At 67.9% G+C, this 21,102-nt stretch carries 23 protein-coding genes; 6 read left to right on the top strand and 17 right to left on the bottom strand.

The window, feature by feature from the left end:
• Positions 1 to 4: 4 nt before the first annotated feature.
• From BCF44_RS54640 to BCF44_RS01105, 7 genes are all read right to left on the bottom strand, one after another.
• The gene (locus BCF44_RS54640; RefSeq protein ID WP_394468241.1) at positions 5 to 322 is read right to left on the bottom strand and encodes a Mu transposase domain-containing protein; all 318 of its coding nucleotides are present in this window, start codon (positions 320 to 322) and stop codon (positions 5 to 7) included.
• 461 nt (positions 323 to 783) lie between these two features.
• Entirely contained in the window at positions 784 to 1,251 is a 468-nt protein-coding gene (locus BCF44_RS54645; protein WP_147328352.1) for a hypothetical protein, read from the bottom strand.
• A 45-nt stretch (positions 1,252 to 1,296) separates the two neighbouring features.
• Complete coding sequence (locus BCF44_RS01090; protein ID WP_116172174.1) at positions 1,297 to 3,777, bottom strand: site-specific integrase; 2,481 nt, start codon at positions 3,775 to 3,777, stop codon at positions 1,297 to 1,299.
• The gene (locus tag BCF44_RS57310) at positions 3,774 to 4,268 is read right to left on the bottom strand and encodes a tyrosine-type recombinase/integrase (protein ID WP_246014764.1); all 495 of its coding nucleotides are present in this window, start codon (positions 4,266 to 4,268) and stop codon (positions 3,774 to 3,776) included. Before BCF44_RS57310 ends, BCF44_RS01090 begins: the two co-directional genes overlap by 4 nt.
• 33 nt (positions 4,269 to 4,301) lie before the next feature.
• Positions 4,302 to 5,009, bottom strand: coding sequence for a site-specific integrase (locus BCF44_RS57315; RefSeq protein ID WP_246014765.1), 708 nt, complete (start codon positions 5,007 to 5,009; stop codon positions 4,302 to 4,304).
• Between the two features lie 89 nt (positions 5,010 to 5,098).
• The gene (locus BCF44_RS01100) at positions 5,099 to 5,335 is read right to left on the bottom strand and encodes a hypothetical protein (protein ID WP_116172175.1); all 237 of its coding nucleotides are present in this window, start codon (positions 5,333 to 5,335) and stop codon (positions 5,099 to 5,101) included.
• 267 nt (positions 5,336 to 5,602) lie between these two features.
• Positions 5,603 to 5,806, bottom strand: coding sequence for a hypothetical protein (locus tag BCF44_RS01105; protein WP_116172176.1), 204 nt, complete (start codon positions 5,804 to 5,806; stop codon positions 5,603 to 5,605).
• A 241-nt stretch (positions 5,807 to 6,047) separates the two neighbouring features.
• On the opposite strand from BCF44_RS01105, the gene BCF44_RS01110 reads away from it, so the two are divergent.
• Positions 6,048 to 6,896, top strand: a complete 849-nt coding sequence (locus tag BCF44_RS01110) for a sigma-70 RNA polymerase sigma factor region 4 domain-containing protein (RefSeq protein WP_116172177.1) — start codon at positions 6,048 to 6,050, stop codon at positions 6,894 to 6,896.
• A gap of 707 nt (positions 6,897 to 7,603) precedes the next feature.
• A complete protein-coding gene (gene shbA / locus BCF44_RS57320; RefSeq protein WP_379801721.1) occupies positions 7,604 to 8,182 on the top strand; it encodes an RNA polymerase sigma factor ShbA in 579 nt (192 codons plus the stop codon).
• A gap of 506 nt (positions 8,183 to 8,688) precedes the next feature.
• Here shbA and BCF44_RS55205 read toward each other — a convergent pair.
• From BCF44_RS55205 to BCF44_RS01135, 5 genes are all read right to left on the bottom strand, one after another.
• Positions 8,689 to 8,829: a hypothetical protein gene (locus BCF44_RS55205; RefSeq protein ID WP_170217284.1), complete on the bottom strand. Its 141-nt coding sequence runs from the start codon at positions 8,827 to 8,829 to the stop codon at positions 8,689 to 8,691.
• A 113-nt stretch (positions 8,830 to 8,942) separates the two neighbouring features.
• A complete protein-coding gene (locus BCF44_RS01120) occupies positions 8,943 to 9,440 on the bottom strand; it encodes an NUDIX hydrolase (RefSeq protein ID WP_116172178.1) in 498 nt (165 codons plus the stop codon).
• Between the two features lie 69 nt (positions 9,441 to 9,509).
• Positions 9,510 to 10,349: an endonuclease/exonuclease/phosphatase family protein gene (locus tag BCF44_RS01125; RefSeq protein ID WP_116172179.1), complete on the bottom strand. Its 840-nt coding sequence runs from the start codon at positions 10,347 to 10,349 to the stop codon at positions 9,510 to 9,512.
• Positions 10,340 to 10,996: a dTMP kinase gene (gene tmk, locus BCF44_RS01130; protein ID WP_116172180.1), complete on the bottom strand. Its 657-nt coding sequence runs from the start codon at positions 10,994 to 10,996 to the stop codon at positions 10,340 to 10,342. Before tmk ends, BCF44_RS01125 begins: the two co-directional genes overlap by 10 nt.
• Complete coding sequence (locus BCF44_RS01135; protein WP_116172181.1) at positions 10,993 to 12,111, bottom strand: radical SAM protein; 1,119 nt, start codon at positions 12,109 to 12,111, stop codon at positions 10,993 to 10,995. The genes tmk and BCF44_RS01135 overlap by 4 nt, the downstream gene beginning before the upstream one ends.
• A 231-nt stretch (positions 12,112 to 12,342) precedes the next feature.
• Here BCF44_RS01135 and BCF44_RS01140 point away from each other — a divergent pair, with 231 nt between their 5' ends.
• Complete coding sequence (locus BCF44_RS01140) at positions 12,343 to 13,398, top strand: LysR family transcriptional regulator (protein ID WP_246014766.1); 1,056 nt, start codon at positions 12,343 to 12,345, stop codon at positions 13,396 to 13,398.
• A 305-nt stretch (positions 13,399 to 13,703) separates the two neighbouring features.
• Here BCF44_RS01140 and BCF44_RS01145 read toward each other — a convergent pair whose 3' ends face one another.
• Complete coding sequence (locus BCF44_RS01145; RefSeq protein WP_116172183.1) at positions 13,704 to 13,919, bottom strand: hypothetical protein; 216 nt, start codon at positions 13,917 to 13,919, stop codon at positions 13,704 to 13,706.
• 226 nt (positions 13,920 to 14,145) lie between these two features.
• On the opposite strand from BCF44_RS01145, the gene BCF44_RS01150 reads away from it, so the two are divergent.
• Entirely contained in the window at positions 14,146 to 15,072 is a 927-nt protein-coding gene (locus tag BCF44_RS01150; RefSeq protein ID WP_147328353.1) for an RNA polymerase sigma factor, read from the top strand.
• Entirely contained in the window at positions 15,069 to 15,965 is an 897-nt protein-coding gene (locus BCF44_RS01155) for a nucleotidyltransferase family protein (protein WP_116172185.1), read from the top strand. Before BCF44_RS01150 ends, BCF44_RS01155 begins: the two co-directional genes overlap by 4 nt.
• Before the next feature lie 248 nt (positions 15,966 to 16,213).
• Here BCF44_RS01155 and BCF44_RS55210 read toward each other — a convergent pair whose 3' ends face one another.
• From BCF44_RS55210 to BCF44_RS01175, 4 genes are all read right to left on the bottom strand, one after another.
• Positions 16,214 to 16,654: a hypothetical protein gene (locus tag BCF44_RS55210; RefSeq protein WP_170217285.1), complete on the bottom strand. Its 441-nt coding sequence runs from the start codon at positions 16,652 to 16,654 to the stop codon at positions 16,214 to 16,216.
• A gap of 42 nt (positions 16,655 to 16,696) precedes the next feature.
• On the bottom strand, positions 16,697 to 17,161 hold the full coding sequence (locus tag BCF44_RS55215) for a hypothetical protein (protein WP_170217286.1): 465 nt from the start codon (positions 17,159 to 17,161) through the stop codon (positions 16,697 to 16,699).
• Between the two features lie 924 nt (positions 17,162 to 18,085).
• Positions 18,086 to 18,403, bottom strand: a complete 318-nt coding sequence (locus tag BCF44_RS57325; protein WP_246014767.1) for a transposase — start codon at positions 18,401 to 18,403, stop codon at positions 18,086 to 18,088.
• Between the two features lie 232 nt (positions 18,404 to 18,635).
• Entirely contained in the window at positions 18,636 to 18,932 is a 297-nt protein-coding gene (locus tag BCF44_RS01175; RefSeq protein ID WP_116172188.1) for a hypothetical protein, read from the bottom strand.
• A 319-nt stretch (positions 18,933 to 19,251) separates the two neighbouring features.
• On the opposite strand from BCF44_RS01175, the gene BCF44_RS01180 reads away from it, so the two are divergent.
• Positions 19,252 to 20,250 (top strand): hypothetical protein, encoded by a 999-nt coding sequence (locus BCF44_RS01180; RefSeq protein WP_147328354.1) that lies wholly within the window; start codon positions 19,252 to 19,254, stop codon positions 20,248 to 20,250.
• The last annotated feature ends 852 nt before the right edge of the window (positions 20,251 to 21,102 follow it).

Consider the following 21,102-nt stretch of genomic DNA (forward strand, 5'->3'; position numbering starts at 1 on the left):
GTGCTCAAGATGCGGGTGCCGGCCGCGTCGCCGTGCGCGGCGCGGGCGGCGGCCCAGAACGCCTCATTCGCCGGGGTGAAGCTGCCTTCCTTCGGGCGGTGGCCAGCGCGGTCGACCCGGCCAGCGCGCCCGGTTTGCCGAGCAGGATCTCCAGGTAGTGGTCGAGGTCGTCGTGGGTGTCCCCGCGCCGGGTGAGCCTGGCGTGGCGGGGGGCGACCGCGGCGCGGTCGTACATGAGCACCTCGTTCGCCCGCATCAGGACCCGGACCCGCGCGCCGATCAGCCGTGCGGGGACCGAGTAGCTGGACTGGCGGACGCTGATGCGCGTCCCGGCCGACCCTGGGCGTCAGCGTGAGCCCGGCCTCGAAGTCGTCGAACGGGACTGGCCGCAGGTGGTCGCGCTCGTCGCGGAAGTTGAACCCGACGCTGACCCGCCGGTTGTGCAGGACCCGGCCCTCCTCGGCCAGGTCGATCTCGGCGATCCGGTCGTTGAGTTCAGACAGGCTGGCGACCTCCGGGACGGGGACCAAGTGGGTTCGCCGGAAACGCTCGCCTTCCTGCTTGACTCCGCCTTTCTCGTGCGCTTCCTTGCCGGGGATGCAGTAGAACGCGTCGAACCCGTATTCTCTGAACTACCAGGGCAGGTGACTGGAAGGTCAGTCTGTGCTGCCCTCATGCACAGCCGTTCCCGATTCGTTCCTCTCAGTGGCTGGCTTGCCACGCAAACTCGGTTGCTGCGCCCGCTGCCTGTGCCGGCTGAGCCCAGGTGGGACAGGCGGCGGCTTAAGGCCCCATCTCGCGACGACTTGCTTTCAGGAAGGCATATTGCGCTTCGGCCCACTCCCAGTAGAGACTCCAAGATCTTGGATTCTCGTCACTGGATTTGCTTAGCACCCTTAGATTGTGCATGCGTATTTGATCGACTGCATCCAACATCCTCTGCGCGGCAGAGATGGTCTCCGGTGCCGCAAACACATCAAGCTTGCTTGCAAGCTCCATAGCCACCCTTGCTTCCTCCATGCCAAAGAGATGCCGATCGGCTTCGGGGACGAGCTGCCAGTCGCTCTCGAAGACCTTCACCTCCCAACGGAATGCTGCTTCGACGAGCTTGGTTACCGTCTCGGGAAGCTGTTCCCTCCTCCATCGCTGCCCCTCTTGCCTGCGAACAAGGAGTGACGAGAGTCCAACGTTAATGAGGCTGATAACGACAGCGGCAAGGGCGGCAGCGGCGCTCAGGTCCTGGGCAGACACGAAGGTAATATAGCAGGTCTTGAAGGCCTGCGGGTGCGTCGAACATTAGGAAAGATCCCCCGTCTCTGTTCCGTCAGGAATGAAAGTCGGAATTCCAAGGTTGACAACTCGGCCAGGGTTGGCACTTTTGTTGATCTGTGCGAGTTTGTCGTTGGCTCCGGCGAGGCTGATCTGGAGGCCTTCGACTTCACCGAGCCAGCCTTCGCGTTTGGCTTCGATGATGCGGGCAACGAGGTTGTCGCGGATCTCGACCAGCCGGTCGCGTTGAACGGGGTCTGGCCAGAGCATGGAGCAACGGACGCAGGCGTGTTCATGGATGCACGGTGTGGAGAACGCGCGGCCGCAGGTGCCGATAGAGACCTTGCGTTTCTCGAAGTGGCCAAGGAACTCGGCCCATTCCTCCTCGGTGGGGACGCGGTATTCCTCACTGGGCCGCAGGCTGCGTCGGCGGGCCAGGAAGGCAAGGTGGGCCTGGATCGCCTCGTCGGGATAGACGGCCTTGTAGCCCATGGTGACGTTGATGTCGCGATGCCCGGCGACGACTTGGGCGATGTGTGGCGGGAGTCCATTGAGGACGGCATCGGTGATGAACACGCGCCGGAAGTCATGCGGTGTGAAGCGCAACGGCTCGCCGGTGGCGGGGTCGGTCAAGCCCGTGCGGGCCAACGCCGCGTCCAAGATCTCACGGATGACCGCGGGAGTGATCGCCCGGTCCTCAGAGCCGATACGCCGCTGAAACAGCAGCGGCATCGGTGACAGCCAAACGCACTCGCGGACGTCGTAGCCGGCAAGGAGCGGGATCGCGCCAGCGGTGCCGCGAACGCGCTGGATGACCGCGGAGAGCACGTCGGCGAGTTCCGGGGACACAACCAGAAGCCGCTCTGTGTCCGTTTTGGACGGTGCGATCTGCAGTAGCGGGACGAGCTCGCCGGTGGTGGGCAGGCGGTATTGGACCAGGCTGTGGTGGGACAGCTCGGTGAGTTCCTCGACGCGGACGCCGGTGGCGCGCAGCACTTCGACCGTGGCGAAAGCCCAGAACGCGTAGTCCTCCTCGCGGCCCAGATCGCGACGCTGCCCCGTGGCGGGGTCCTCGGCCCAGATCTTGGTGGCGGCCGAGCGGGGCGGAGCGACCCGGACCAGGGTGTGCCCGGCGGCGGTGAAGGTGTGTCCGGGCGGGGTCCGGCGGGCCTCCTCCAACAACGCGGCGGCGTCGTGGCGCCACTGGTTGACGGTGCGGACCAGGATCGGCAGGACGGGCAGCCGTGCGCGGGTGCGGGCGTCCATGCGGGACTTGCGGTGGCGCTTGTCCTTTGTCCGGTTGACTTCCTCGCGCCCGACCGGACACGGCGCGACCCACGGACCCCAGCGTGCCGGGTCTTCTACCGCCCAGTGCGCGAGGTCGAGGTAGAACGCGCGCACCGGGGTGAGGCATTCGCGGTAGTTCACCCGCGCGACTGTGGTCGTGACGGTGGTCTCTGCGGTGCCGCCCTCGCGGGTTCTGCGGGTCCGGGTCACGGTGCGCAGCCGCTGCTTCCAGGCGTCGGCGATCTCGGCGGGCAGGTGGAGACTGTCAATGCCGGGGTGGTGTCGCTCGAGGTCGGCCCAGAACAGGTTGCCCAGGATGTTCGCCAGCGTCGCCAGGCTGGAGTAGTCCAGCGCGGGCTGGCGTTCCCGCAGGTAATTCACCAGCAGATCCCGGATCGGACGGCAGACCAGCCCGTAGCGGTCGATGAGCTCCTCCGGGCTTCGTTGCCCGGTGTTGCGCAGCTCGCGCAGCGTGGCGGGGGCTTGGTCGCTGAACACGTCCAGGGTATGCAGCATCCGGTAGAACGTGTGCGTGGCCCCGATGCCGGTTCCGTGGGCGTCCGCCTCGGCATCGAGCAGCTCCAGCACGTCGCCCGGGGTGATGTCGGCCAGCACCCCGCCTTTCGCCGCGAGGATCTGCGCGGCCCGGTAGCTGATGCGGGTGGCCTTCGCCGGAGCGAGGCCCGGGTCGGCCGAACACAGTGTCCGCAGGCGAGTGAGACCGTCGGTGTCCCGATATCGGGTCATGACCGTGGTCAGGGCTCCCCTGCGGATGTCGGCGACGACCAGCATGGACACCGCCGGGCGGATCACGTCAGCGGCGATCGTCAGCCAGAGGGCGCGGAAGAACGCCTCGTGATGCCAGTCGGCAGCAACACCGTGCTCGCGCAGCCAGCTGCGGGGAATCTCCCGCCAGGACTTTCCGGCGGTGTCGACGCCGGTGGCCAGCCAGCGGTCCTGCCAGGTCTGGCCCGGCTGATCCTCCAACCAGTCCAGCAGCTGGCCGAGACCGCGGTGGTGGGCGCCGGGCCGGTGACGGCTGGAAGGCCCCGGCGCGAACGGCGGGCGCGTCAACCGTGCCCAGGTCGTGTCGCGTCTGGCCTGAGTGGCCGGCCAGTCCGCGCTGCGGGGCCGCGGCGCCGGGCGTGCCCGGCTCGCCGGCAAGACCGTCGCTGACGACGGCTGACTGAGCACTTGTTCTTCGAGGTTCGTGGCGGTCATGACGCGGCGCCACCGACATTGCCGCCGAACAGGACGGCCAGCGTGTCCGGCCGGTAGCCCGGCGCGGGCGGCGCCGCCGCGCGTTGCGCGGCCGTGCGGGTCTGCTCGGCATGATGGGCCAGCACCCGGCGGATCACGTCCTCCTGCCGCGGGGTCAGGTAGAGCTGGGTCGTGGTCAACAGCGCGTGCCCGAGCACGAATTGGACATCGGTCAGCGGCAACTCGGGATCCTCGGCCATCCGGTAGGCAGCGGTGTGCCGCAACGCATGCAGCGTCGCCGTGCTGCCCGCCGCGGCCGCGGCGCGTTCGAACATGCGGTGCGCCGCGTGATAGGTCAACGGCCGCGGCGGACGGCGCAACGTCCACCACAAGGGCAACCGCCGTCCGGTCGGGATCAGCCCGCCCATCTCCACTTGGTAGAGCCGCAGCCAGACGAACGCGTCGCTGGAGGCCGGCAACGCCTGCTCCGCGCGGCTTCCCTTGCGCACCACCGTGATCAGCTGCCGGCCCGGTTCGACACCGCCCTACGTAACCGACAGCAGCTCCGAGGCCCGTGCCCCGGTGGACAGGTAGAACGCCACCAGCGCTCGGTCCCGGTGCGAGGGCAGCCGGGCGAAGATCTCGTTGAACTCGGCATCGGGGACGCTGCGCGGAATCCGCTTCGGCACGGTCGGCCGATACAACCCGGTCCGCTCGTTGCGGTGCGGCTCCATCGGGTTGTGGTGTGCGTGCGCCCGCCGGCCGCGCCGTGCCCGGTCCAGCGGGAACGGGTTCACCAGCGGACCGCTGTCCGCGTCCAGGTGAAACCCGTAGAACCCGCGCAGGACGGTCTCGCTGTGCGCCCGCACCGACGGCGCGTAGGCCACCCCAGTCGACGGTGGGCAGGGCGTTTCGCTCGGTGTGTGCCAGTGCGGACGCGCCGGCTTGCCCGCTACCAGCATCCACCGGCAGAAGTCCCGCGCCTCCGCCCGCGTCGCCCGGTTCCACGCGACCTCGACCGCCCAGAGGAATCGGAACCAGCGCAACAGATCCAACCCGTAGGAGCGCAGCGTCGTCTCCGACCGGCCCGCCGCCTGCAAGTCACGGAAGTAGGCCGACACCGCCTCCACCGGGGCGCCGGCCGGGTCAAGCAGCCGGAACGGCAACCACGGATCGCTCGTGGCCTCCACCGCGCCCACGAGCGGGACGGCCAACCTCGCCAGATCCCGCGGCGCCCCCTCGTCGTCGATCATGAGCGGGGACCGTAACCGAGCACCCCCGAACCCCCGCGCTGACCTGGGTAGATTCCAGAGTTAGTTCAGTCAAGAGGTAGTTGCCGCGCTCAGTCGTGTGCCTGCTCTAGTCCCGCGTGGAGTTGTTCAGTGCTCGCGTCGGCCAATCTCGCGCCCATCGTTCGGTGCAACCGAGCGAACACCTGTCTGCGGGTGCCGCCGCCCAGCTTGACGATCAAGCCAGCGGCATAGCGCAGCTGGCCTTGAAGCTCGTAGTGTTCTCGTGTTTCGGATCCGTAGTCGTAGTCGTAGCAGCCGGTGTCGCACCAGTCGCCGAAAGCCTCCACCGGTTGGTGCCCGCAGTAGCAGATCGGCTCGTAACACGAGTCGCAGATGTATGACGCCGAGTCCGAGTCCGAGGTGTGGGCAAGGTCCTGGGAGATGCAGCGGCGCCCCGCGCATCGTGCACGAAGCCGTTCTGCCCGCTCGTGCTTACCGATGGTCTCGGTGCACCGCTCGCACCGCGCGAAGGGGTCCTCGACGGGGGCGCACCCGCACTCGACGCAGACGCTGCCCGGACAGCGGCGCAGACGACCATCGAGCGCAATCCCCGGTCATGCGATCAGCCAGTGGAAGAACCGGACGCTTGCCGCCAGAGTGGTCAACCCCGCCAACACGGCGATGGGCAACGGTTGGTGGGCCATGACGAGCAACGCCGTCGCCCCACCCCCGGCTAGCACGGCAAACAGCAAGACCACTGCTGCCCGCAGCCCGAGCAGTGCTCCGTCGTCCTTGCGTCTACGCGCCTTGTTCGTCACCGTCGGCTCCTCGTCCAGGCCCCGGGCGTGGGGCGTTCGACCACCTACAGGCACCGGCGCGCGGTCCGCCCCACGAAAAAGATCGCGGAAAAATCTTGTAATTGGCCGTGGGGTAACTCTGGACGGCTCGCATACGAAGACAGCGCGGGCGACCGTCCGGCATGGGCGGGGGCTGCCGACGAATACAACCGGCGGACAGCCCACACCGGCACTATGCGGCGACGGACGGCGGGCGGCAGGGATGGGCGAGGGCGACTCCGGTGAGACACCGAACGCGCTCGCCTGCGACGACGCCGACGGCACGCCTGATCCCGACCTGGCCGGCATCCAAGCCCTGCTCGGCGACGCCGACGCGACACCGAGTGACGAACTGGCCGAGGCTGCGGACCGACGTGCGCGGCGGGAGGAGGATCGGCGGCTCTACGAACTGCTAGCGGGCGACCAGTTCCAAGGTCCTCGCTACGACATCTTCATCGCGGAACTGGCCGCCTACGGGATCGGGGTCATCAACTCGTGGCTGTACAAACGTGTGATTTTCCAGTACTGCGCCAACCGCGGGCGTCCTCTACCGGGAGCCGCCAGGCACAAGGACCTTGCCAGCGCTGACGCCGACGAGCGGGACGAGTTGGCGATCGAGGCGGTCGCCGAAGGCCTGCAGTTCTTCCGGGCCCACACCCTGCTGCAAGGCCGCTGGGATCCCGACGGTCGCGCCAGCCTGAAGACGTTCTTCATCGGTGCCTGCATGCTGCGATTCCCGACCGTGTGGCGTCGGTGGCTGGCCGGCACTGCCGACGGCGGCCGCTCCAACAGCCCGCAGATCGTCTCCGTCCCCGATACAGGTGATCTTCTGGGACATCCGGCGTCACGCGACCAACCGGAAACAGTGCTCCTGGCAAATGAACGAATCGAACAGGAGCTGAGTGCGATGCCCGCCGACCTCCGAGACGTCGCCTGGCGAATCGCGCATGACGACGCCACGGTCGTGGAGATCGCCGACGCCCTTGGCGTGAGTGCTCGAAGTCTCGAAGGCAAGTTCTACCGGCACCGCAAACGTGTCGCCCAGCGCGCAACATCACGGAGGACGAGATGACTGATCCCGTCTCGATCACCGACAGCCAGCTGACCCGGCTGATCACCGTCCTCACCCAGCGGCAGGTCACCGACCCGAACCCGGACCGCAGCGCAGTCCTCAACGCGTTGCACGAGCTGACAGCGATGCGATCCGCATCCGCCAAGCCCGCAGCTTCCGCCCGGATGAGTGACCTCACCACCCAGGTGCTGGCCTACCTCACGCAGATCGACTCCACCTCGCTCGGCACTCCAGCCGCCAAGGCACTGAGAGGACGCAGCAACACCGCGCATGTGGCCGCCGCTATCGCGCGAGCAACTGATCGTGACGAACTCGCCGGACTCGACCCGGAGCTGCGTCAACACCTTCCGACCACCACGGTCATCGCGTTCGCTGAAGGAAGTCTCCACGGTGCGGAGAGCGTGGTGGCTACGGTGCACCTGAGGCACTGCTCGTTGTGCTGGGCGGAGCTGCAGATCCAGCGCGAGTCGAGACTCGTCGTCGTCAACGCGCTCCGACAGGACTCGCCGGCCTCGGTGCGCGACCTCGATGACCAGAACCTACTAGGCGGATTCGGTGCTCGTCTTGTGGAGGATGTCGAGCAGCGCAGCGACGTCGAAGTTCAAGCTGAAGCCTCAGAAGCCGGAGCACTGGCAGTTCTGGTGCGTGAGAATGACGTGGCACAGGTGCTACCTGTGAGGACCGACGACGGGCCGGCGCCAAAGCCAGTGGCCGCGTACGGTCCGCAGGACGAGCAGTTCCGCCTGCTCGTCGATGCCGCAATCGACCGCGATCCGGTTGCCACGCAGCGGGTGGTGGAGTCGATCAGGCCGATCGTGCTGCGGTACTGCCGGGCCCGAATCGGCCGGCTGGACCGCTCGTTCGCAGTGGCCGACGACGTGGTGCTGGAGGTCTGTCTGTCGGTGATCTCGGCGTTGCCGTCCTATCGCGACCAGGAGCAGTCGTTCCTGGCCTTCGTGTACGGCATTGCGCGGCACAAGGTCGCCGAGGCGCACCGGGCGGCGGCCCACAACCGGTCGCTGCTGGTGCCCGAGGTGCCGGACCCGCCGGAGACGGTCGCCGGCCCCGAGCAGCGGGTGCTGCAAGACGAGTTGAAGGGGTCGATGGACCGGCTGCTCGCGGTCCTGTCCGACAAGCAGCGCGAGATCGTGGTGCTGCGGGTGGTCGTCGGGCTGTCGCCTCAGGAGACCGCCGATCTGGTGGGTTCTACCCCGGGAGCGGTCCGGCTGACAGAGCATCGGGCGCTACGCAGGCTGCGCAAGCTGGTCAGTATCAAGGAGTTCTGAAGGGACGACACGAAGTCGCGATGGTCACCGTGGGCTGGACAACATTTCGGTGGCCATGCGGCGGCACGAGTCCGGATGAGGGCGCTGGTCAGCGCGAGCCGTCAGCAGAAATTCGCAAACTAGCCTTGGACGCCGAAGCCCGAGTTCGTCCGGGCTACTTTGCGGATCGCAGGTCAGCAACCGGCACCACCGCAAACTTCAGTTGGACGGAACAGGATCGCAGTCCAGTAGCCTGCATTGCCGCAAGCTTTAGCCGGACAGAACAGGACGGAGAGGGCGGGGTGCGGGCGCGAAGAGGTCGCCAATATCGACCTATGTCGGCCACCACGACGGTGGAGGTACCAGCCTCGCCACCGCCATGCCCACCGCGAGGCTGACGCCCAATTCGACCGTGGCGCGCCGTGCCACCAGCTTCACCTTAGGACTGTCACGCACCACTTCCTGCAACCCCACTGAGTTCGATGAGGTCCGTGCAGACACGGTGGGACCGCAGCGCGCTCTGGGCGTCACGACCGTCCGGGTTCGCTGCCGCGATCGGGGCCCTCGCGGTCCACGCCCGCTACGCCGGCCGAGGGGCGGGCGCGGTCGCGGAGCTCGCGCGGGCGCTGTGCGTCGCCGGCGACGCCGCCGAGGTGCTGGCCGCTCAAGGCAGCGAGCTGACCAGCGAGCTGACCCGTTTGTGCCGGACGGTCACCGGCCAGCCCGAGCAGGGGGCAGCTGCCTGCCTGCGTAGCGCGCTGGAAGTCCGACCTGATGATGGTCAGTCCGTGAGGGTCAGTGGCGTGGAGTGCAGTCGGTCGGAAAGCAGGTCGGTCAGCAGCCTGGGGAGTGCGGGGGGTAGGAGCTTGTCGCGGCACTGGCGCAGGTCGGTGGCCGCCCACCAGTGTCGTTCGATCAGTCCGGCCTTTTCGTTCTCGGTGGGCCGGAGCGCGACTTGTGGCGCCGTGTTCGAAGTGCGGCCGAGGAACACGTGCTCGATGCGGTGGTGGTCGCGACCCTTGTAGCGGAAGCGGGTTTCGCGTACCCATAGTTTTCGTCCGAGGGTGATGGCCTCGATGCCGGTCTCCTCGGCGACTTCGCGGCGGGCGGCGGCGTAAAGGTCTTCGCCGTCGTCCAGGCCGCCGCCGGGGAGTTCCCACCAGTGATGGATGGGATCGGAGGGATCCAGCGCGTGGATGAGCAGCACGCGGTCGTCGGGGTCGAGGAGTAGGACGCGGGCGCCGATACGGGGCGCGGCAGCGGTGGTCGGAGCGGTCATCCTGCGGCTGGTCCTCGGGGTCGGCGGACGGACGTGCGGTCCGGCAGCCGGCCCCGAGCCGGTCGTGGGTCAGAACAGGGTCGGCTCCGGCTCGGCAGGCATGGCCGCCGTGGCGGGGTCCGACGTTAGCAGCGGACTGGTCGCGGTCAGTGGCAGCCGCACGGCGAGTCCCGAATGGTCGGTGAGCCGGTCGCCGTCCGGGCCGGCTTCCCTGGTCTCGTGGACGTAGTCGCACGCGGTCAGCCGCTCGGCGAGCACGCGGGAGCCGTGGGCGTGGTCGTAGCGGTAGCCCAGCTCAGGACGGCGCGCCCAGCTGTGTTCGACGCGGTCGGGGTGCAGGTGCCGGAAGAGGTCGACCAGGCCGTGCCGGTCGGTCAGGTCGGTGTAGAAGTCGTACTCGAATGGCAGGAACTGACCGGGGTGAGCAGGCTGGTGGTCCGGTTCGAGCACGTTGTGGTCGCCGAGCAGCAACAGCGGCGTGGCGCTGGCTGTGCTGTCCAGGGCGTTGTTGAACTGGTGGATCCAGGTCTTCTTGCGTTCGGTCTTGTCCAGGGTGGAATCGCGGGAGGGCACGTAGGCGCCGGCGACGCGGAGCGGGCCGTCGGTGGTGTCGACCACGACCGCGGCGACGCGCGCGGGCAGGAAGTCCAGCGCCTCGCCGAGCGGGTCGGGTGTGGTGGCGAGTTTGCTGACGATCATCACACCGAGCTCGCCGGGCGCATGCTCGGGGAAGGTCACGGCGTAGCCGTCGCGGGTGAAGGCGTCGGCGAGGAACTGGCTGCCCGCGGTGGCCTTGGTCTCGGTGAGCACCAGCATGTCCTCGGGCCGGGTGGCCAGCCACCGCAGCTGCCGGCGGGCGCGGTCGAGGGACGGCGCCTGGATGTTGAGGGTGATCAGGCTCAAAGGCATGCCGGACTCTTCTCGCTCAGGATGTGCTGGACGCGGGACACGATTGTGGCGGCGATCGTCTCGGGCGCGTCGGTGGTGGTGTCCAGCGGGACGACCGGCCAGCCCCGGTGGCGCAGATCGGTGATGGCGCGGGCATACAGGCCGGTCTCCTGCTCGCTGTTGTCCTCGGCGCGTTCGAAGCGGCTGTGGCCGCCACGGGCCCGCAGGCGGCCGTCGATGACCTGGGGGTCACCGGTGAGGATGATCGACAGATCGGGTCGGTAGACGCCGTGGTTGAGCTGCCACACCACCTCGGCGGGCACCCCGTCCAGGCCCTGCAGCACCAGGGAGGAGGCGACGTAGCGGTCGCACAGAACGATCCGGCCCTCGCGCAGCGCGGGCAGGATCTCGGTGTCAAGTTGGTGGTGCCGGTCGGCCGCGCAGAGGCAGGCCAGGGCCATGCCCCGGTAGGTGTCGGTGCCGTGCCGGGCCAGTTCGCCCAGCGTCGCACGGGACGGTTGGCTCGTGGCGTGCACCGACGCGCCGGCCGATTCCAGCGTCTGGGCGATCAGGCGTGCGGCGGTGGACTTGCCCACGCCGCCGGGGCCGTCCAGGGTGATCAGCACGCCCGGCAGGCGCTGCGGCCCGTCGACCGGGATGCCGATCACGCGGGCATCAGCGGCAGCAGCCGGCGCCCTGCGGTGTGTGCGTCGGTGGTGACCGGGCACTGCTCGGTGTCGACGTCGCCGATGCGGCCGCCGGCGGCGACCACTGCGGCCGGGCAGCCCTTGCCGCAGCCGGTGTTCATCGAGCACGCCCCACACGTGCGGTTGTCGCCGACCCGATAGCGGTCGTGGAAGCGGTAGTCGTCCAGGCGCTGCGCGATGTCCGGGTCGGTGAAGATGTTGCCGACGATGAACTCGGTGTCGGCGTGCCGCGATTGTGGGGTGCGGGCGGCGAACACCAGATAGGGACACACCGTCACCTCGCCGGGTGTGAACACGTAGATGATCGTCCCGGCCTCGCACCCAGCCAGCGGCCGGCCGGCGGTGTTGGGGAACCGGATGTGCGCGATGTCCAACTCTGGGCCGTCGAATGGCGCGGTCAGCTCGAAGATCTCCTGCATGTGCAGGGTCGTCTTCGCCAGCTTGGACCGCGACTTCACGCCGCGGCCCATGCTGCCCAGCGGGTTGAGCAGCACGTAGCGCGCGCCGTTGGCGCGGGCGAACGCGCACAGCCGTGCGTACTCCTCGTTCTGCGCCAGCGTGTTCGGCGTGCACAACAACCCCTGCAAAATTCCGGCTGCGCCCAGCTTCTCCACGGTAGCCGTGGTGACGGTGAAACTGGCGCGGTCACCACGGAACTTGCCGTGGGAGTCGGCCGCGAACCCGTCCAGGGACACGTTGCAGTGCACGCCCAACGCCGCCAGCGCACGGATCACGGTGTCGTCGAGGGTGGTGGCGTTGGTGCAGATCCCGACATCCATCCCGACCGCCCGGAACTCCCGCACGATGGCCAGGAAGTCCGGGTGGATCGACGGTTCCCCGCCGGTGAGGGTGACTCGGCTGACCCGGGCCTCGGCCAGGCGCGGGATCACCTTCTCCACCACCGCGGTCACGGGCATCTGCCTGCCAACCTTCGTGGCAGACACGAAGCAGTGGGCGCAGCGCAGGTTGCAGTCCTCGTTGATCTGGACCAGTGCCTTGCGGAATGGCTGCTCGACCGTGGTGCGGAAGTAGCAGGACGGGGCCACCTCATCGGTGGCGATGCTGCGAGCGGTCACCGCGAAACCTCCGCTTCCCCAGGCGTCCCGCCTCGGACGCTCTGCTGGGCGGCCGGCTGACGCACCCACTCGAAATGTTCGACCGGACATTATAAATAGTAAAGATGTTCGGTCGGACATTTTTGGACATCTCCATGGGACCTGCGTTCAATGACATTCCAACTGTCCGAGCGGACAATTCCCATGCCAGGGTGTATGCCGTCCACGTGGCGGGGAGAACGAGGAGGCGCGGTGCTGGAGACCGGAGACGACGAGGCGGCGGAGGTCCTGTCGGCGCTGCTGAGCTGCCCGCCCGGGATACTCGACATCAGCCTCGATCAACTGCGCACCCTGGCCGTCGTGCACACCACGGGCAGCGCGCAGCAGGCCGCCCGCGCGCTGGGGCGCGAGCAATCAAGCGTGCAGAAGCAGTTGGATAGCCTCAACAAGACCGCGACTCGGCTGGTGGGCGAGGCACTGGTGGTCAAACAAGGCCGCGGCAAGGACTTCCTGTTCACCCCGACTGGGGACGAGGTCGTCGCCCTGGCGCGGCAGACCTTGCTGTCGTGGACCGACGGCCTGCACCGCAGCCGGCGCCGGGTCGGATCCACTGTCACCTTCGGCACCACCGAGTTCACCGTGCAGTTCCTCGGCGCGGTCTGGCCCGCGCTGCGCGAAGACTTCGAACGCCGCGGCGTGCACCTCAACATCGAGCACGTCCGCACCCGCGACCTGTGGCGCAAACTCGACGGCAAGAAGGTCGACCTGGTCTGCGGCAGCTTCGCCGCCGAACCCGGACAGGCCCCGACCCTGGACTACGACATCCTGGAATGGCACCGCGAACGCGTCGCCCTGCTCACCAACCTTTCCCCGCGCGAACTGCCCGACACCCCGGTTACCGCCGACCGGCTCCTCAACCTGCCGCTGCTCGCACCCACCGCCGGGCTGCTCGCCCAGTTCCTCAGCCGGTGGTACGGCCCCGACTACCGCGGCGTGCTGCACGTCATCGCCGACATCGACGCCCTCACTTACGGCCTCGGTCTGCTCACCGGCCAGCTGCTGCACGGCTGCCTTCTCACCACGGAACGTGTCGCAGACGCCGCCATCGAGGGCCGGCTTCCTGGCCAGGGCCTGCGCAAGATCGACCTCGCCAACGACTACCACCCCCCACTGGAGATCGTCACCGGGATCTTCGCCCGGAAAGGCGAACGCGACCGCTACGCGGCCGACCACCCGCTCAACCTGTTGTGGAACGCGTTCGCCGACGCGACACCCGCGCGAGCTATCCCGACTGTCCTGCCAGGCTGACGGCCGCTTTCCCTCCCAGTCGTCCGGTCTTCGCCGCCTAGCAAGCAGCGCTCGGTCCATGCTGCGGCTGGGTGGATGGCCGGGGCAAGCCGTCGGTAGCCCCGGCCACACAACGAACTCACCGCACCCGGCGTCTGTCGTTCAGCCAGGCCGCACACGTGGTGGGTGATCCCTCCGGCCTGGCCTGCGGCAGGGAGCATCATGGCGCCGGCGTCGAACGGCCCTTCGGCGCCGGCTCGTATCCGTCTACAGGGCTTGCGTCGGGGAGCGGTACCGTCAGGGCACCTGCACCCCGGCGCTGTTCATCATCGCGGCCCGATGAGCCAGTTGAAGAAGGCCGCCGCTCCGGCGGCCGCTCCCAGCCCGAGCAGCAGGGCTTCGGCGATGTGCCGCCCGGCCCACAGACCAAGCGCTCCGGCGCCGAGGCCAGCGAGGACCGCGAGCAGAAGAATGAGCGCGGTGCGCTGGGTAAGCAGTGGCTGCGAGGAGTGGTCGTCGGGTCCGCTGGTTGTGCGCGACATCGGTCTTGCCCCTAGTCGTGATCGTGACCGGGACCGTCCCGGCCATGCCGGGTCTGTAGGTCCAAAGCCACAGCTCACCCTACGTTCTCCTTCGCCGAAAAGATCTTGAAAGAAACCGTAGGGTCCCCGGCTCGAGGCGACATACGAGGGTTCGTGTCGTTGTGCAGTTTCGGCGGCGCGGGCCATCGATACTGGCGGCGCGCAGAAGAACCGGGAGTGGGAGCGCATGGGTTTGCAGCCAGGTGGAGCGCGCTTCGCGCTTCAGGCTGCCGTCAGCGCGAACCTACAACCGGAAGTAGATGGGCAGTTCGGTGGCGACGCCGTCGACCTCTGCGCCCTGTTCATGTCGCCGACCATGTTGGACCGGGGCGCGCTGGTCGGACTCGCGCACGATCTGACCATGGTCGGTCACGGTCCCGAGGCCGAGAAGATCCGCAAAGCTGCGGATAACCTCGCCCAGCGTGAGGCGGACGCCACCTTCTACAACCGGATTGTCGCCGCCGAGTTCGCCGGTGCCGATTACCAGATGCTGATCGCGGACCTGATCTCGTACGCGTTCCCCACGTTGTTGTCGTGGCTGCGCAGGGGAACGGTCTTCGGACAGAGCAAGCAGCGGGGTCGCCCCGTTTTCTATGACGAACGAGACCTGGACGAGCTGCGCCGCGACAAGGAGCTCCGCGAGGAGCTGGCCTACGAGATCATCGCGGAGGCGATCAAACTGTTCCGCACGAAGGGCCTGGACGGCACGGGCTGGAGTATCGAGGGCGGTGCGGCGCTGACGACCTACTTTGTCGGTTCGTGCCTAGCGGTATTCCCAGGTGTGTGGCGACGCTGGCGGCGTGAACAGCAGCGGGAACGCGTTTACGATCACACCGAGCACGTGCTCGACTTCGACACCGCCGCCAGGAAGGTTCTCGACCCGCGGATCTGCGCCGACCCGGCCGACGTAGCGGCTGCCCGCGACCTCGTGCGCACGGAATTGGCCGCGATGAAGGGCCCGCTCCGTGACGTCGCGGAGCTCATCGTGCTGCACGGTTGCACGCTGGTCGAGGCCGCCAGCCAGCTGGGCACTACACCGGGCGCAGTTGAGCAGCGGCTACGCCGCTATCGCAACGAGATCACCCGGCGCCGCAAGGAAAGAGTGGGCACATGAGCGAGCGTGACACCACGGCGGACGAGCGGCTGAGTGAGCACGCGCGGTACCTCGCGACGGTGCTCGCCGAACGCGTCGTCGATAGGGACGCCGATCCCACGTCGACGGACTTGGAAACGGCAGCCCACCTTTGGTTGATGGGCTCCTACCGGCAAAGCACGAAGCTGCGCCCGATGGAAGACGTCGACTTTCTCGTCAGCCTCGACGAGGACGGCGACGAGCACACCGGCGAGATTCTTCGGCGGGTTCGGAACCTCTATGTGCACGAGGACCTGGTCGACAACGCGCCACGAGCCAGCGTTCGTATCCAGTTCCACGACAATCAGGTCGACGTCATGCCCGTCTTCCACGATGACGAGCAGGCCGACGTCATGCCCGTCGACCGGTGTTCGCACGCAACGACCGTCGGGGGACCGCACCGTGATCGGTTCCGCCAGCTGGTGCGGCTTGCCAAGTACCTCCTTGCAAGCGGTACGCCCGCTACCAGCTGCCCGGCGGAGCACGACGAGCAGAGTGACCGGCGTCCACGACAAGTCGTGATCGAGCTCTGGCTACTACTGCTCGCCGCTGAAGCCCCGGAAGGCGAGATTCTCGACAGAGAATGCTCACATAGCGCGTGGCGGGTCGTCGATCCGCATGTCAGGTGCACGGCCCAATCGGACGCCGTTGTGCTTCACGTCCCGCAGCTAACCGATGAGGAGCTCGCCCGCGCGTGGCGTGTGGCTCGCGAGCGATACCAGCAGACCCTCGACAAGGTGCGGTTGCTGGAGCGTTCGTCACTGGGCGCGGCTCGGTCGCGGTCGGCGCGTCAACGCACGTCGCCGCGAGCCGTGCAGGAAGTATTCAAGCGGGTGAGTGGCGGCGGCACCGAAAGCAGAGCGCCTGCGGGATAGCCCGACCGACAGCGGTCTTGCTTCGGTCGTGCGCCGAGGAAATGTCACGCGTTCGAGACTTATCTTGGTGGCATTGTGGTGAGACAACCGGAAAGCCCGGGTCGCACAAGATCGACATGTCATTGACAGCCAGCTGGCTCTACTCGGTCATCGTCGCACTGGAGACCGGCCGCAGTTCCTGGACCGCGCCGCTGGACGCGGTCCGTTTGGCGCCTGGCACCCGACCACAGACGCCGGCGACCACGCATCTACGAGCGTCGACGCCGCATCGCCTTCTCCATCGCCCGTATGTTGTCCGCCAAGCGCTCCGCCAGCTCCGCGTCTACCGGAGGAAAACCGTCGGTGTCACAGCACGAGGGTTTGGTGCGCTTGCCGGTCGGCACATCGCACTCCGCGGCTTGGTAGACGAAGCTGTAGATGTTCATCCGCCTGTCGGTCTCATCGTGCGGACCGAGGGCAATGATCAGCGCTTCCTCGCGGGACAGGAAGGCGACGACCACGCGAAGGTTGTCAGTCAGGTGCCTGACGCACAACCGGTCGAGGTCGACGCCTTCCATGCGATAGCCCATCGCGGCACAGCCACGCCGCTCGAAGTCGGCCTTCCACTGGTCGTACGCCTTGCGTTCCCGCCTGCGCATGGCGTCACGGAACTCGGCGGCGGGGCGCACCATCTGCACGCGGATCGGCATCCGGGCAGAGTGGCAGACCGTGTCGACCGGCTGCTGGTTAGGTCAGGCTTCGACGATGTCGCCCGCACGCCACGCCGCGAGCCCGGCCTGAACGTCGCTGGACTCCAGCTCTGCCTTGTCCTGCAAGCGATGCCAGACCTGTTCGAGCAACGTCTGACGGTTGGCCTTGCCCAGTGCTCGTAGCTCCCTGACGATCGAATACACCGCGCGCACCACGATTGGATCAAGGGTCTGAACCCTGGGATGACACGGATCCACTCGCGACGAGCGGAACACGCCACGGTCGTACCAGTGCGTGACCGTCTTGACATCGACGTCCAGAAGTTCAGCCGCAACCTTGACCCGGACGAACCCGACCTCATCGATCAACTCGGTCGCGACCTGGTCCAACTGGGCGGCGTCATCGGGCTGGCTGCCACGCAGATGCGCGGCGACACTTTCGAGATGGTCCGCCTGTGCGAACTTCTTTTCGACGAGCTGCATCTGATCGGCGACTGCGGTACCCATCGTGGTGCACCTCCCCGTTAACTAGCCGCCAACACGCTGGCTCCCAAAAATGTAGAGACTTTTTGGGAACAGCGCAAGCATCGCCAGTGTGATTCCCGACGTTCCGGAAGCCGTACACCGTCACAGTGCGTGTCAACACCCCTGCTCACCTGCGGTGTCAACAGCCACGCACCGTGAAAACCGGAACCGGCCACATACGCTCGGCACATCCGTGCGACATCGCCCGCACGCGCGACCGCCACCTCGACGAAAAACCAGCAAAAACGCCCTGACCAGCGCAAACGTGCACGCAGGTACGCGGGCGGTCGTACCATGCTGCCCAGACAGCCCCGGTCCCGACACGCGACCAGCGGAGCGACGATGGAAACGATCGGAAGCCACCGACACGTCACCCTCTACGACGTGCGCGGCTGGCTCAAGGGGCGTCGACGCACCCGCCGAACGCTGCGGAGCGACCTGCGAGACCTGCGGCGTATGGCGCGGCCCCTCACAGGACAACCTGCGCACCACGCTGGCGGCCGCGCCCTGCCTGACCCCGGACTTCATCGCCCTCATGGCCCCCAGCGCCAGACCCCACCCGACTCCTCCAGCAATTGGCGAGCTGACCATGCCCCTGACCTGCGACCCGAACGCGTGGCCCGAGGCCCAGTGGCTGCTCGGCTGGCTCCATTCCCTGCGCGAACGCGCAACAACCGGCTCATCCTTGGTCAGAACCTCCCCTCCTGGCACGGCGACTCCGAGGAAGACCACTACCTCACCCAGCTCACCCGCCGCACCGGCCATACCCCGTCATCGTCGGCACCAGCGTGCACGCCGACTGGACCACCGCCAGCCTTTCGGCGCTGATCAGGCACTGGCAGCGCGGCGGCCTGGTCACCGTCGACATCCCACCCGCCCGACCCATGGCGGACCGGCGGCGAGGAATCAAGCCTGGATCGACAAGGGCCCCAGCGCCCGCACCGGTGCGTTGGTCAACGCGGCGCGCAGCCGGTCGATGTCGATCTGGCCTCGGGTCAGGCCCGCGTAGCCACTGCCGTGGCCACCGCGATGCTCGCCGACCAGGGATAACTCAGCGATCGACCGGACTGGCCCGTCGCCGCACAACACCGCGTCGCACAGCTCGAACAATGCGTCCGCGCGTCGGTCAGGCAGGCGTGGAGGTGTTGGCGGAACGGCCATCCGGGACGTGATGGCCGTGGACGGCATCACCGCCGGCCAGGTCGCCGATGCGACGCCAGTCATGATCAGCACCCCGGGTCTGCCAGATCCGAGACGGGCATCGGTAGGCGGCATAACGGCGCCACCCGCACACGCCGCCGGCATAGCCGCAACGGCACATTGTGACAACAACACCGACAAAGACGCCGTGCGGCAAGCACCCTGGCCGTCGATCACATCTACGCCTGACACTCCCGGGTAACGATGTGGGGATGATGCAGGCCGGCGAGCGCGCTCAACCCCGCCCTGCCACCCGTCATGGCCGCATAGTCGGCAGGATCGACAAGTAGGGCGTGCTGTCGAGTTCGACGCGGTCGGGCGCGGGTTCGTGCGCGGTGAACTGCAATGCGTGTCCAGGCAGACCGGCGTCCACGCAGCGTCCGCAGTCGACGATCATCACACCGTCGCGCTGGCGCGCCCGCACACCGACCTTGTGCAGCGGGCCGCCGCAGGCCTTGCAGATCGCGGGAATAATGCCCACGTGGGTGCCGTCGGCCTCACGTCGGTATCGCAGCATGCCGTCGTACTGGAGCTTGGCGTCGAAGTCGTCCACGGTGGGCCACGCTACCCGGCCTTCGTACACACGTTCGATGTCGCTTAGCGTGGATGTGACCTACAGTAGTTTCGTGGAGATTCCGGCGTGTCCGGATCCGGCTCACGAGGGGTCGGTGCGGGTGCGTGCCGGCTGGTACGGGCGGGCTGGTCAACGACGTCAACGCTGGTGGTGCGCGCCGGCTGACGGCAGTCCGCGGCACCGCTTCACCGAGGTCTTGCCCAGATTGGCCGGGTGCGGCGAGGCCACCTGCCCGGAATGCGCGACCGCGTTGGAACCCTGGGAAGGCCAGCCCACGCCCCGGTTGTACGGATTCTCGGTGCGGACCGTGGCCGCCGCGTTGGCCCGGGTCGCCACCGGGGCGTCGTTTCGGTCCACCGCCGCGCTGGTCCGGGACCAGGCCGGCCGAACCCGCCTGGCCCCGCAGCGGCAACGGGGCCGCAAGTTCACCGATCCCAACCGACACGGCCAACTGATCTCCGACTGGGTCGCGGTGTTCGCGCCGGTGATCTGGCAGGCGTATGCGCCCACGGTGTGGCCCCCACGGCTGATCCTGGACGAGTCCGGGTTCCGCGCCTCGGCCGCCCAGCCCGCCGCGCGCGGGACACCCCTGTTCTCGGTGTTGGGCGCGGTGGGCTACCCGTATCCGGGAGCCCGGCCGGTGGTCTGGCGCCTGGAGGCGGTGCCGGCCGCGAATACCGCCGCGTGGCAAGGGTTTCTGACCGCGCTGGCGGGCCGCGCGGAGGCCCTGGTCACTGACGGCGGCTCAGCCATCGCCCGCGCGGTCACCGCGGCGTGGCCCGGCGAACCGGCCCCTCGGCTGCGCCGCTGTGAATGGCATCTGCGGCGCGGTCTGGCCCAGTCCCTGCCCGAGCCGATCCGCGACGACGCGACCCATCCGGTGACCAAGGCCATGACCGGCTGCCTGACCAGCACCACGAACTGGGCGCGGTTTGAGAACACGCTGCACCAGTTCACCCAGGAGGCCAGCCTGCCGGGCACGTGGAGCTGGGTCGAGCGCAACCGGGAGTTGATCCTGACCCAGGCCGTCGATCGTGACGGGTTCGGCCCGCACTCGATCGGGCCGCTGGAGGAGGTCTTCCGCCACGTGGACAACGTGCTGGACGACCGGGTCTACACGATGACCAACAAGGCCCGCACCGACCGATTACTGATGCTGATCGCCGCTGACCGCAACGGCTGGGTCGACGAACGCGCCTGGGCCGAGATCATCCGCGATCATCTGCACGGTCGTGATGGTCTGGCCGACCGGCAACGCCAGGTCAACGACCCCGTCACCACTCCTAGCCTGCGATAACTGACGGTCACACCACGTCAGATAATCATGAGAGCTCGTATCCACGCTAAGCGACACCGAACACACGTTCGAGCTGCCCTGAGGTGGGGATAACCTGTGGATAACCCGCCCTGCGCGCATTGGTCGACGTGTAATCGCCGAGGGCGGGGTCCCGTCCCGGGATCTCGAAAGCCAAGCCGCGGGGCCGCTGGCGCGCTGCCGCTGTTCGTCGGCCTGACGCCGGTCGGGGTCGGCTGGTCGTGGTCGCTGGACGCCGGCCCGGTGCGGGTGGTGGCCTGCCTGAAGGCGGCGGGGTCCAGCGCGTCGGGGGGCTGCGCGCTGGACCGGCCTTGGTCAGGTCATCGTGGTCGGGGCGCTGGTTGTTGGCCGGCGGCAGGGTCCGCATCTGCGTCCACGGGCACCGGCGTGCCGAAGGGCCCGGGCGGCCACCTCATGCACCGGGGTGTTGACCTGGCTGAACAGCGCCTCGTGCTGGCCGCTGCCGGATCGGTTCTTGTCGATCTGGTCCAGCACGGCGGCAAGCCGGCGCTGGTTGTCGTGTAGTCCGGGGAGCGGAGGAGGGGATGACGACTCTGCCACGCAGCTGCTTCCGGACACCGGGCACACGCAGGTACCGCTGGCCTGTTGCCCAGTGGCGAACGCGGAGTGCGCGGGAAGCGTAACGACGCGTACTGACAGTTCCGTTCCCTCGGCGCGTCAGCCCTGGTCACAGCAGATCGGTGCGGCCGAGGTCGCGGGGCGCTGACCAGGAAGACTCGCCGGGTGCCGGTGCCGAACAGGTAGGCGCGTTGCTCCTCGAACCGGGCCAGAGTGCGGTAGCCGGCGGTCGGACAGGCCGGCGGTTGCCGAACT

Origin of the sequence: Kutzneria buriramensis (assembly GCF_003387475.1) — a bacterium.
Taxonomy (GTDB): Bacteria; Actinomycetota; Actinomycetes; order Mycobacteriales; family Pseudonocardiaceae; genus Kutzneria; species Kutzneria buriramensis.

Excerpts from the sequence above, each read along its gene's own strand:
- BCF44_RS01145 (WP_116172183.1), bottom strand. The coding sequence starts at position 13,919 with ATGTCGCGCACAACCAGCGGACCCGACGACCACTCCTCGCAGCCACTG.
- BCF44_RS55210 (WP_170217285.1), bottom strand. The coding sequence starts at position 16,654 with ATGCCGATCCGCGTGCAGATGGTGCGCCCCGCCGCCGAGTTCCGTGAC.
- BCF44_RS01125 (WP_116172179.1), bottom strand. The coding sequence starts at position 10,349 with ATGCCTTTGAGCCTGATCACCCTCAACATCCAGGCGCCGTCCCTCGAC.
- BCF44_RS57315 (WP_246014765.1), bottom strand. The coding sequence starts at position 5,009 with ATGATCGACGACGAGGGGGCGCCGCGGGATCTGGCGAGGTTGGCCGTC.
- BCF44_RS01090 (WP_116172174.1), bottom strand. The coding sequence starts at position 3,777 with ATGACCGCCACGAACCTCGAAGAACAAGTGCTCAGTCAGCCGTCGTCA.
- BCF44_RS01150 (WP_147328353.1), top strand. The coding sequence starts at position 14,146 with ATGGGTTTGCAGCCAGGTGGAGCGCGCTTCGCGCTTCAGGCTGCCGTC.
- BCF44_RS57325 (WP_246014767.1), bottom strand. The coding sequence starts at position 18,403 with ATGACTGGCGTCGCATCGGCGACCTGGCCGGCGGTGATGCCGTCCACG.
- BCF44_RS01155 (WP_116172185.1), top strand. The coding sequence starts at position 15,069 with ATGAGCGAGCGTGACACCACGGCGGACGAGCGGCTGAGTGAGCACGCG.
- BCF44_RS01110 (WP_116172177.1), top strand. The coding sequence starts at position 6,048 with ATGGGCGAGGGCGACTCCGGTGAGACACCGAACGCGCTCGCCTGCGAC.
- BCF44_RS55215 (WP_170217286.1), bottom strand. The coding sequence starts at position 17,161 with ATGGGTACCGCAGTCGCCGATCAGATGCAGCTCGTCGAAAAGAAGTTC.
- BCF44_RS01120 (WP_116172178.1), bottom strand. The coding sequence starts at position 9,440 with ATGACCGCTCCGACCACCGCTGCCGCGCCCCGTATCGGCGCCCGCGTC.